Genomic DNA, 10,308 nt, shown 5'->3' on the forward strand with positions numbered 1-10,308 from the left:
ATGAACGCGCTCGTGCTGTGTCTGGCCGTGGCGGCCGCCTATCTGCTCGGCTCGCTGTCGGGCAGCCTGTTGCTCGCCCGCTTTTTCGGCGCCGTGGACGTGCGCGCTGCCGGCAGCGGCAACGCGGGCGCGACCAATGCCCTGCGCACCGGCGGTCGCGCCTTCGGGGCGGCGGTGCTGGTCTTCGACCTGGTCAAGGGGCTGCTCGCCGCACTCGCGCTGCCCGCGCTGTTCGGCCTCGATCGTAGCGGGGCGCTGACCTGCGGCGCGGCCGCGGTCATCGGCCACGTCTATCCCGTGTTCTTCGGCTTTCGCGGCGGCAAGGGCGCGGCCACGCTGATCGGCGTGCTGCTGGCGCTGATGCCGATGGCGCTGCTGGTGGGCTTCGCGGTCTGGGTCGCGGCGCTGACGACCACCGGCTACGTCGGCTTTTCGACCATGATCGGCATGGCCGGGATCGCGCTGGCGGTGATCGTCGCGCCCGGCGCGCTGGCCGCCGCCAAGCTCTTCGCGATCGCGATGACGGTGCTCATCATCTGGACCCACCGGGCCAACGTCCAGCGCATGCGCGCCGGCCGGGAGCACCGGTTCACGCGTGTGATGTGGCGCAAGCCGTGACCGAGGCGCCCACGCTCGCGGGCCTGCTGGCCGACGGCGGCTGGCACCGGGGGCCCGCGCTCGCCGAAGCGCTGGGCGTGTCGCGGGCCGCGGTCTCGGCCCGGGTGGCGGACCTGCGTGCGCGCGGACTCGACGTGTTCTCGGTGGCCGGACGCGGCTATCGGCTGGCCGCGCCGCTGGAGTTGCTGGACAGCGCCGCCATTCGCGCCGCGCTGCCGGCCGACGTCGGCGTGCTCGTGGACACGATCGACGTCCGCGAGCGTCTCGATTCCACCAACGCCGAGCTCGCCCGGACGCCGGTGACCGGAACCGCGGCGCTGCTCGCCGAGTATCAGTCCGCCGGCCGCGGTCGCGGCGCGCGCGGCTGGGTGTCGCCGTTCGGGGCGAATCTGTATCTGTCGGTGTCGGCGCCCCTGGGCGCGCCGCGGGCGCCGATCGGCGCGCTCAGTCTGGCGGTGGGGGTGGCGCTCGCCGATGCGCTCACCGCATTCGGGGCGCGCGACATCGGCCTGAAGTGGCCGAACGATCTCTGGGCGGGCGGACGCAAGCTCGGCGGCATCCTCATCGAGCATCGCGGCGAGATCGGCGGCGGCGCCCGCGTGATCGTCGGCATCGGCCTGAATCTGACCATGCAGACGGTCGACATCGACCAGCCCTGGACGCGCCTGGCCGATCACATGGACCGTCTCGGCTCGCGCAACGCGGTGGCCGGCGTGGTGCTGGGCGGCGTGCTGCGGGCGCTGGACGGCTTTCAGTCGCAGGGTTTCGAGCCGTTCCAGGCCCGCTGGCCGGTCTTCGATGTCGCTCGCGATGCGCCGGTGCGCGTGATCGAGGGCGACGGCGAGCAGGTGGGCATCGCCCGCGGCATCGGCCCCGACGGCGCGCTGCAGGTCGAGATCGGCGGGCGGACGCGGCCCGTCTATTCGGGCGATGTCAGCCTGCGGCTCGGCGCATGAACCTGCTGGTCGACATCGGCAACACCCGCGTGAAGTGGGGGCTGGCGCGCGAGGGCGTGCTCGCCGATACCGGCGCGGTCTGGCGCGGCGAGCTCGCGGACTGGACCGGCCAGCTGCCGCGCGCCGGGGTCGAGGCGATCTACGCCGCCAGCGTCGCGCACGACAGCGCGGCCGACGTGCTGGCCGCGCATGCGGCGCACTGCGGGATCGCGCTGCACCGGGTCGTCAGTGCCGCGCGCTCGGGGGCGCTGGTCAACGGTTATGCCGATCCGCAGCAGCTGGGCGTGGACCGCTGGATGGCCTGCATCGCCGCCCAGGCTCGGGGCGAGGGCGCGGTGCTGGTCGCCGACGTCGGCACCGCGCTCACGCTCGACTGGATCGGCGCGGACGGCCGCCACGGCGGCGGGTTGATCACCCCCGGCGTGTCCAGCATGCGCTCGGCCCTGCGTGCGGCGACCCAGCTGCGCCCCACGCACATGCCCGACGAGCACGCCTGGCTGGCGCGGGACACCGACAGCGCGATCGCCGCGGGCACACTGCGCAGCGCGCTGGCGCTGCTGGATGCCGCGGCCGTCGATCTCGCCCCGGCCCGCCTGCTGCTGACCGGCGGCGAGGCGCCGCTGGTGGCCGCGCGGCTCAGCCACGTCTGGCAGATCGCGCCGCACCTCGTGCTCGAGGGGCTGGCCGTGCACGCCGAGCGCGTCGGCCGGGGTGGTCACGGCCTCGTCCAGGCGTCAGAATGACCGCCGCCGGGGCGCGCCCCGGCCCCGCCCATGCCGGCGTAGCTCAGTTGGTAGAGCAGCTGTCTTGTAAACAGCAGGTCATCGGTTCGATTCCGGTCGCCGGCTCCATCGGTTTCAATCTCCCGCCGCCTTACCGGCGCCGTACCGGCGCGCCCGATGCGTCCGGCTCGCATCCGCGAAGCCTGCGGTGATGGGCCCGGCCGGCGCAGACTAGCGCTCGCCACCAGGCCGGCGCGATTGGCAGCACAAGGGCCGCTGCACTGCACCATAGAGCGCGCCGATGGCGTCATCGGCGGCGGCAATTTGACAGCTTCTGGAACAGGTGTATTTCTGTGGTATGGCGTGTTACCGCCTCGTGCCCGAGTGGAACACGGAAATAACGACAGTCCAGAAGGTCGAGAACATGGCGAGGAGTAATGGCGAAGCGGATTCGGCGGTAGCCGAGATCTGCGCGCGTCACGCGGCGGAGGAAGGGCCGGTGCTGCCGATTCTGCACGACGTGCAGGCCCATTTCGGCTACGTGCCCGATGCCGCGATCGGCGAGATCGCGCAGGCCCTGAATCTGTCCCGCGCCGAGGTCTATGGCGTGGTCACGTTCTATCACGATTTTCACCGCGAGCCGCCGCGTTCGCACAGTCTGAAGGTCTGTCGCGCCGAGGCCTGCCAGGCCGTGGGCGGTCGCGACGTCTGGGCGGCCGCCCGGACCGCGGCCGACAGCGGTGACGCCGACATCGATCTCGAGGCGGTCTACTGTCTGGGCAACTGCGCCTGTGCGCCCTCTGTCCAGCTCGACGGCCGCACCATCGGCCGGATGAACGTGGAGCGGGTCAGCGCGCTGTTCGCGGCCGGCGGCCGCGCGGGGGCGCCGTCATGAAGTACTACATCTCCTGCGACAGCGCCGCGGTCTCCATCGGTGCGAACGAGACCGCCGATGCGCTCGCCCGGCACGCCGGCGCCGACGCCGTGGTGCGCACCGGCTCGCGCGGTTTCTACTGGCTCGAACCCCTGATCGAGATCGAGCACGACGGCGCACGCATCGGCTTCGGGCCGGTCGAGGCCGCCGAGGTGCCGGATCTGCTGGCCGCCATCGAGTCCGGCGACTTCGAAAGCCACCCGCGCTACGTGGGCGACATCGACACGCTGCTGCGCGATCAGGGCCAGTGCCGGCTGACCTTCGCCCGCTGCGGCGTGATCGCGCCCACGGACTGGGAGGCGTATGTCGCCCACGGCGGTTCCGCCGGCCTGCGGGCCGCGCTGGAGAACAGCGGCCAGGCGATCGTCGACGCGGTCAAGGAATCCGGACTGCGCGGCCGCGGCGGGGCGGGCTTTCCCACCGGCATCAAGTGGCAGACGGTGCACGACCAGCCCGCGACGCCCAAATACATCATCTGCAACGCGGATGAGGGCGACTCGGGCACCTTCGCCGATCGCATGATCATGGAAGGCGATCCGTTCACGCTGCTCGAGGGCATGGCCATCGCCGGGGTCGCGGTCGGCGCCGAACACGGCTACATCTATCTGCGTTCGGAGTATCCGGACGCCGAGCGGGCGCTCGAGCGCGCGATCGAGGTCGCCCGCGAGCAGGGCATGCTCGGCGCCGACGTGCTCGGTTCCGGCAAGGCCTTCGACATCGAGGTCCGCGTGGGCGCCGGCGCCTACATCTGCGGCGAGGAGACCTCGCTGCTGGAATCCCTGGAGGGCAAGCGCGGGCTGGTCCGGTTCAAGCCGCCGCTGCCGGCGATCCAGGGTTTCATGGGCCGGCCCACGGTCATCAACAACGTGATTTCGCTGTCGACGGTGCCCGCCATCATGGCCCAGGGCGCGGCCAGCTATCATGATTTCGGCATCAACAAGTCGCGCGGGACGCTCACGATCCAGCTGTGCGGCAATGTCGCCCGGCCCGGGCTCTACGAGATGCCCTTCGGCGTCACGCTCGATCACCTGATCAACGACATCGGCGGCGGCTCGGTTTCGGGCCGGCCGGTGCGCACCGCCCAGATCGGCGGGCCGCTGGGCGCCTATGTGCCGGCATCGCATTTCGATACGCCGCTGGGCTACGAGGAGCTGGCCGAGAAGAACGCGATGATCGGCCACGGCGGCGTCGTGGTCTTCGACGACACGGTGGACATGGCGCAGCAGGCGCGCTTCGCCATGGAGTTCTGCGACATCGAGTCCTGCGGCAAGTGCACGCCCTGTCGCGTGGGATCGGTGCGGGCGCAGGAGGTCATCGACCGCATCATCGAGGCGCGCGACACCGACGCCGACATCACGCTGCTGCGCGAGCTCTGCGACACCATGATCAACGGGTCGCTGTGCGCCCACGGCGGCATGGCGCCCTATCCCGTGCTGTCCGCGCTCAACCATTTTCCCCAGGATTTCGGCGTGGCCGAGCCCGCCGAGACCGCCTAGCGCCGCGCGCTGGGCCACATAACAAGAGGAGGTCGTCATGGCATCCGTCAACCCCATCAATTACGGCACGCCCCGGCGCGAGTCGGACACCCAGGTCATGCTGGAGATCGACGGCCGGTCGGTGACGGTGCCCGAGGGCACGTCCGTCATGCGCGCGGCGATCGAATCCGGTATCGACGTGCCCAAGCTCTGTGCGTCCGACAACGTCGAGCCCTTCGGCTCCTGCCGTCTGTGCCTGGTCGAGATCGAGGGCAAGCGCGGCTATCCGGCCTCCTGCACCACCGAGGTCGCCGAGGGCATGGAAGTCCGCACGGTCAGCGACAAGCTCAACCAGCTGCGGCGCGGCGTGATCGAGCTGTATCTGTCCGATCACCCGGGTGCGAGCAAGGTCGAGACCGGTGATGTCGGCGACGACGAGCTGCTGCGTCTGGCGCGCGATCTGGACGTGCGCGAGGTGCGCTACGACAAGGACGGCCGCAATCACCAGGACGCGGTGATCGACGATTCCAATCCGTACTTCGATTTCGATTCGTCGCGCTGCATCGTGTGCTCGCGCTGCGTGCGCGCCTGCGACGAGGTCCAGGGTACGTTCGCACTGACGGTCGACGGGCGCGGTTTCGCATCGATGATCAGCGCCGGCACCGACAGCGACGATTTCCTCAACTCCGAGTGCGTGTCCTGCGGCGCCTGTGTTCAGGCCTGTCCGACGGAAGCGCTGGTGGAGAAGAACGTCATTGAACAGGGGATGCCAGAGCGTTCGGTCACCACCACCTGCGCGTACTGCGGCGTGGGCTGTTCGTTCAACGCCGAGCTCAAGGGCGACGAGGTCGTGCGCATGGTCCCGGCCAAGGAGGGCAAGGCCAACCACGGCCACTCCTGCGTCAAGGGGCGCTTCGCCTGGGGCTACACCAACCATCCGGACCGCATCACCAAGCCGATGGTGCGCGACAAGATCACCGACCCGTGGCGCGAGGTGAGCTGGGACGAGGCGATGAGCTTCGCGGTCGAGCGCATCAACGGTATCCGCGACAAGCACGGGAGCACCGCGCTGGGTGCGATCACGTCGTCGCGCTGCACCAACGAAGAGACCTATCTGGTCCAGAAGATGGCGCGGGCGGTGTTCGGCACCAACAACGTCGATACCTGTGCCCGCGTGTGCCACTCGCCGACCGGCTACGGGCTGAACTCGACGTTCGGCACCTCGGCCGGCACCCAGGATTTCGACTCGGTCGAGAAGTCCGACGTCATCCTGGTCATCGGCGCGAATCCGACCGACGCTCACCCGGTGTTCGCCTCGCAGATGAAGAAACGGCTGCGCGAGGGCGCGCGCCTGATCGTGGTCGACCCGCGGGCGATCGATCTGGTGCGCTCGCCGCACGTCGCGGCCGAGCATCACCTGCAGCTGCAGCCGGGCACGAACGTGGCCCTGGTCAACGCGCTGGCGCACACCGTGCTCGCCGAAGGGCTGGAGAACCGCGCCTTCGTCGAGCAGCGCTGCGACGTCGAGGAATACGACGCCTGGCGCGAGTTCATCCTGCGCGAGGAGAACAGCCCCGAGCACACGGCGCAGTACACCGGCGTGCCCGCCGACGCGCTGCGCGAGGCCGCGCGGCTGTACGCGACCGGCGGCAATGCGGCCATCTACTACGGCCTGGGCGTGACCGAGCACAGCCAGGGCTCGACCATGGTCATGGGCATGGCCAACATCGCCATGGCGACCGGCAACATCGGCCGGCCGGGCGTGGGCGTGAACCCGCTGCGCGGCCAGAACAACGTCCAGGGCTCCTGCGACATGGGCTCGTTCCCGCACGAGCTGCCGGGCTATCGCCATATCTCGGACCAGGGCGTGCGCGACATCTACGAGGCCGAGTGGGGCGTCAAGCTCGACGACGAGCCGGGCCTGCGCATCCCCAACATGATCGACGCGGCCACCGGCGGCACCTTCAAGGCGCTGTACGTCCAGGGCGAGGACATCCTCCAGTCCGACCCCAACATCAAGCACATCGCCGCCGGGCTGGCGGCCATGGAGTGCGTGATCATTCAGGACATCTTCCTGAACGAGACGGCCAGCTACGCTCATGTCTTCCTGCCGGGCTCGACCTTCCTGGAGAAGGACGGCACCTTCACCAACGCCGAGCGCCGCATCAATCGGGTGCGCAAGATCCGCACGGCGCCCGGTGGCTACGCCGACTGGGAGGTCACCCAGATGCTGGCGCAGGCGCTCGGTTATCCGATGAACTACGGCCATCCGTCCGAGATCATGGACGAGATCGCGCGCACCACGCCGACGTTCCGCGGCGTGAGCTTCGACAAGATCGACGCCCTCGGCAGCGTGCAGTGGCCCTGCAACGACGAGCATCCGGAAGGCACGCCCGTCATGCACGTCGACAACTTCGTGCGCGGCAAGGGCAAGTTCATGCTCACCCCGTTCGTGCCCACGGACGAGCGGGCCAATCGCCGGTTCCCGCTGCTGCTCACGACCGGGCGCATCTTGTCGCAGTACAACGTCGGCGCCCAGACCCGGCGCACGGCCAATCGCCTGTGGCACGCCGAGGACTGGCTGGAGCTGCATCCCTCGGACGCCGAGGTGCGCGGCATCAAGGACGGCACACTCGTGGCCGTGGCCTCGCGCATGGGCGAGACGACCCTGCGGGCGAAGGTCAGCGAGCGCATGACGCCGGGCGTGGTCTATACGACCTTCCATTTCCCGGAGACGGCCGCGAACGTGATCACCACCGAATACTCCGACTGGGCCACGGAATGCCCCGAGTACAAGGTCACCGCCGTCGAGGTGCGGCCGTGCAACACGCTGTCCGAGTGGCAGCGCCGTTACATGGACACGCGCGATCAGATGCAGCGCATCGAGGGCAACCAGTCGGTGCGTGCGCCGGATACGGTCGCCGCCAGCGTCGAGGAGGCCAGCGACGACGACTGGGAGCCGGCGGAATGACGCAGGAATGCCACGCAGGGCCGGCCGGCATGTTGCGGGCCGGCCGGTCCGCGACGCGGGAGTAGGTCATGGACGACGAGAAAATGGTGCGACAGGCGAATCAGATCGCCCAGTATTTCAGCGCCTATCCCGAGGATCGGGCGAAGGAGGGCGTGCGCGGGCACATCCGCAAGTTCTGGGAACCCCGCATGCGGACCCAGCTGATCAACTACGCCGGTGCCGGCGGCGAAGGGCTGCACCCGCTCGTGCTGTGGGCCGCGACCCAGCTGCAGGACGAGGCCGGTCAGCCCGTATAGACGGCGCGGCGATCTCGCCTCCGGCCGCGGCGACGCCTGCTTCGTCGGCGAGCGATCGCCGCCGTCCGCGCGACAGGCCTCGGCACTGTCGGTTTCCGCGCGATCGCCGAGGGCGGCCGGGATAACGGTTGTCCCGGCCGTCGAGGTGGGCGGCCGCATATGCGTCGTGTCGCCGCGATGGGTCGCGTCCCGAACGCTCGCCCGGGTCAACGGCCGACCGCCGCTGCCATCGCCGATCAGCGTCCCTCTCGGCCGCTCAGCGGTTGGTGGCCTCGATATCGAGCGGAAAGAAGCGCCGGTCGCGGCAGGTGTCGAACAGCGCCGAGACCAGCGGCGACAGCGGATCGCGTTCGAGCGTGATCAGGCCGACCCGGTGCGCGGGGCCCGAGTGTTCCAGCGGTATGCTGCGTATCGCCGTGTCCGGGGCGAGCAGTTCGTTGAAGTACTCGGGCAGGATGCTCGACAGCCCGGCGAACTTGATGTGGGCCCAGACGTTGATGATCGAGTCGGTCTCGATCGGCGGCTCGGGCTGGACGCCGGCGGCCTCGAAGGCCTGATTGATGATCCGGCGGTTCTGCATGTTCGGGGTCAGCAGGCAGAACGTCTCGGTCGCGGCCTCCGCCCAGCCGATGCTCGTGCGCGCCGCCAGCGCGTGGTCGTGTGGCACGAACAGGCGATACCGCTCCGCGTAGAGATCGAGCGTGGTCATGTGCCGCACGGGTTCGTTGTCGAGATAGGTGATGCCGGCGTCGAGCTGGAACTCCTGGACCTCGCGCAGGATCTCGTCGGAGGTGCGCGAGTACACGGCGAAGCGCACGTCCGCGTGTCGCCGGCGCATGGCCTGGGTGAGCGCCACGACCATCGGCAGCGCGGAGGGCACGACGCCCAGCGCCAGCCGGCCGGCCAGGCCGCCCTTGAGTGCGGTCAGCTCCTCGGTCATGGCGTTGCAGTCGCGCAGGATGGCCTGGGCCCACTGCAGCACGCGCTGTCCCTCCGAGGTGAGGTCGTGATAGCGCTGACCGCGTTCGACGATGGGCACGCCGAGTTCCTGCTCGAGCTGGCGGATGCGGCCCGACAGCGTGGGCTGGGTGACGTGGCAGCGTTCGGCCGCACGCGTGAAGTGGCGCTCTTCGGCGAGCGCGACGAGATACTGCAGTTGCCGGATGTCCATGGCGTTCGCTCCCCGTCTGGCCGCAAGACCCGGCCAGCATACCGTGAGAGAACGGTTGACATCGCCCGCGCGATTGCCAACAATGCGCGGCTCGATTGTGGAGGGATACCCAAGCGGTCAAAGGGAACAGACTGTAAATCTGTCGGCTCAGCCTTCGGAGGTTCGAATCCTCCTCCCTCCACCACTTGAACAATAGAGGTAATTAGCAACAACTGGTGGTCGCGGCAAGCGCAAGGCCGGACCGAGGAGGGTTCGAACCGTTAGAGGTTCGACGAGCGCGCAGCGCGAGAACGGTGGAGCGAAGCGACACCGGCCCGAAGGGCGAGACGCGAAGCGTCGAGTAATCCTCCTCCCTCCACCACTTGAACAATAGAGGTAATTGGCAACAACTGGTGGTCGCGGCAAGCGCAAAGCCGGACCGAGGAGGGTTCGAACCGAGAGGTTCGACGAGGGCGCGAAGCGACCGAAAACGATCGCGGAACGCGACCGGCCCGAGAGGTGAGCGGCGAAGCCGCGACTAATCCTCTATTTCCGCCAGTCAAGTTCACAGCGTTGCAGGCGACGGACGCAAGTCGGCAACGGCGGTTGATCCGGGATCGTGTCGAGCCGAATCGGCTTGACGAGCGCGCGAGGCAGTCGGAAGCCGGCTGCGCTACGCGACCGATCACGGGAGCGAGCGTCGCTGTATCGGCGCAGGCGGTCGACGCGCCGTAGGTCGTGGCAAGACAGGGCCGCGTGGACGGCTCGACGAAAAGTCGGTCGGCCCCGGCGGCTCGAGGCAGTTGGAAGGTGGCAAGCGCGGGCGTAGTTCAACGGTAGAACCTCAGCCTTCCAAGCTGATGATGCCGGTTCGATTCCGGTCGCCCGCTCCAGCGACGCCCGTCGTTGCTGGGATGAACAATCAGCGGCCCATGTAGCTCAGCGGTAGAGCACTTCCTTGGTAAGGAAGAGGTCACCGGTTCAAGTCCGGTCATGGGCTCCATATTCGGCGGGTGTGTCATCGCCCGCGTTCGGTAGCCGGGACGGCGAGCGACTGCGCTGCGTTTCGTTTCGGTTGGTATACGCAGGCCCAACGGCGGAAAGGCGAGGCAATGTCCAAATCAAAATTCGAGCGTAGCAAGCCGCACGTAAACGTCGGCACGATTGGTCACGTGGACCATGGCAA

At 68.9% G+C, this 10,308-nt stretch carries 8 protein-coding genes, 4 tRNA genes, 1 other RNA gene and 1 pseudogene; 13 read left to right on the top strand and 1 reads right to left on the bottom strand.

Annotated elements, in window-relative coordinates; translation table 11 throughout:
• The 8 genes from plsY (at window position 1) to SAOR_RS03635 (ending at window position 7,972) form a co-directional block, all read left to right on the top strand.
• Window positions 1–618, top strand: coding sequence for a glycerol-3-phosphate 1-O-acyltransferase PlsY (gene plsY / locus SAOR_RS03600; RefSeq protein WP_123630255.1), 618 nt, complete (start codon window positions 1–3; stop codon window positions 616–618).
• A complete protein-coding gene (locus SAOR_RS03605) occupies window positions 615–1,574 on the top strand; it encodes a biotin--[acetyl-CoA-carboxylase] ligase (protein WP_221179859.1) in 960 nt (319 codons plus the stop codon). The genes plsY and SAOR_RS03605 overlap by 4 nt, the downstream gene beginning before the upstream one ends.
• On the top strand, window positions 1,571–2,317 hold the full coding sequence (locus tag SAOR_RS03610; RefSeq protein ID WP_123630256.1) for a type III pantothenate kinase: 747 nt from the start codon (window positions 1,571–1,573) through the stop codon (window positions 2,315–2,317). Before SAOR_RS03605 ends, SAOR_RS03610 begins: the two co-directional genes overlap by 4 nt.
• A 32-nt stretch (window positions 2,318–2,349) precedes the next feature.
• A tRNA-Thr gene (locus SAOR_RS03615) sits at window positions 2,350–2,425 on the top strand.
• Window positions 2,426–2,720: 295 nt separating this feature from the next.
• Window positions 2,721–3,191, top strand: coding sequence for an NAD(P)H-dependent oxidoreductase subunit E (locus SAOR_RS03620; RefSeq protein WP_123591897.1), 471 nt, complete (start codon window positions 2,721–2,723; stop codon window positions 3,189–3,191).
• Window positions 3,188–4,726 carry an NADH-ubiquinone oxidoreductase-F iron-sulfur binding region domain-containing protein gene (locus SAOR_RS03625; protein ID WP_123630257.1) on the top strand — a complete coding sequence of 513 codons (1,539 nt, stop codon included), beginning with the start codon at window positions 3,188–3,190 and terminating at the stop codon, window positions 4,724–4,726. The genes SAOR_RS03620 and SAOR_RS03625 overlap by 4 nt, the downstream gene beginning before the upstream one ends.
• A 37-nt stretch (window positions 4,727–4,763) precedes the next feature.
• The gene (fdhF, locus tag SAOR_RS03630; protein ID WP_123630258.1) at window positions 4,764–7,676 is read left to right on the top strand and encodes a formate dehydrogenase subunit alpha; all 2,913 of its coding nucleotides are present in this window, start codon (window positions 4,764–4,766) and stop codon (window positions 7,674–7,676) included.
• Window positions 7,677–7,744: 68 nt separating this feature from the next.
• The gene (locus SAOR_RS03635; RefSeq protein ID WP_123591894.1) at window positions 7,745–7,972 is read left to right on the top strand and encodes a formate dehydrogenase subunit delta; all 228 of its coding nucleotides are present in this window, start codon (window positions 7,745–7,747) and stop codon (window positions 7,970–7,972) included.
• Window positions 7,973–8,228: 256 nt separating this feature from the next.
• Here SAOR_RS03635 and SAOR_RS03640 read toward each other — a convergent pair whose 3' ends face one another.
• Complete coding sequence (locus SAOR_RS03640; RefSeq protein ID WP_123630259.1) at window positions 8,229–9,143, bottom strand: LysR family transcriptional regulator; 915 nt, start codon at window positions 9,141–9,143, stop codon at window positions 8,229–8,231.
• 99 nt (window positions 9,144–9,242) lie between these two features.
• Here SAOR_RS03640 and SAOR_RS03645 point away from each other — a divergent pair.
• The 5 genes and pseudogenes from SAOR_RS03645 to SAOR_RS17425 all read left to right on the top strand — a co-directional run.
• Window positions 9,243–9,327, top strand: a tRNA-Tyr gene (locus tag SAOR_RS03645).
• A 45-nt stretch (window positions 9,328–9,372) separates the two neighbouring features.
• Window positions 9,373–9,504: non-coding RNA, RtT sRNA (locus SAOR_RS03650), on the top strand.
• Window positions 9,505–9,941: 437 nt separating this feature from the next.
• Window positions 9,942–10,015 (top strand) — tRNA-Gly (locus tag SAOR_RS03655).
• 35 nt (window positions 10,016–10,050) lie between these two features.
• Window positions 10,051–10,125 (top strand) — tRNA-Thr (locus SAOR_RS03660).
• A gap of 109 nt (window positions 10,126–10,234) precedes the next feature.
• Window positions 10,235–10,308: pseudogene (locus SAOR_RS17425) on the top strand (GTP-binding protein); the annotation flags it as partial.

Source organism: Salinisphaera orenii subsp. orenii MK-B5 (genome assembly GCF_003788635.1).
In the GTDB taxonomy this organism is placed as follows: Bacteria; Pseudomonadota; Gammaproteobacteria; order Nevskiales; family Salinisphaeraceae; genus Salinisphaera; species Salinisphaera orenii.

What these genes read in the sequence shown, in the direction of transcription:
- SAOR_RS03640 (WP_123630259.1), bottom strand. Translation starts at nt 9,143, where the DNA reads ATGGACATCCGGCAACTGCAGTATCTCGTCGCGCTCGCCGAAGAGCGC.
- plsY (WP_123630255.1), top strand. Translation starts at nt 1, where the DNA reads ATGAACGCGCTCGTGCTGTGTCTGGCCGTGGCGGCCGCCTATCTGCTC.
- fdhF (WP_123630258.1), top strand. Translation starts at nt 4,764, where the DNA reads ATGGCATCCGTCAACCCCATCAATTACGGCACGCCCCGGCGCGAGTCG.
- SAOR_RS03625 (WP_123630257.1), top strand. Translation starts at nt 3,188, where the DNA reads ATGAAGTACTACATCTCCTGCGACAGCGCCGCGGTCTCCATCGGTGCG.
- SAOR_RS03620 (WP_123591897.1), top strand. Translation starts at nt 2,721, where the DNA reads ATGGCGAGGAGTAATGGCGAAGCGGATTCGGCGGTAGCCGAGATCTGC.
- SAOR_RS03610 (WP_123630256.1), top strand. Translation starts at nt 1,571, where the DNA reads ATGAACCTGCTGGTCGACATCGGCAACACCCGCGTGAAGTGGGGGCTG.
- SAOR_RS03635 (WP_123591894.1), top strand. Translation starts at nt 7,745, where the DNA reads ATGGACGACGAGAAAATGGTGCGACAGGCGAATCAGATCGCCCAGTAT.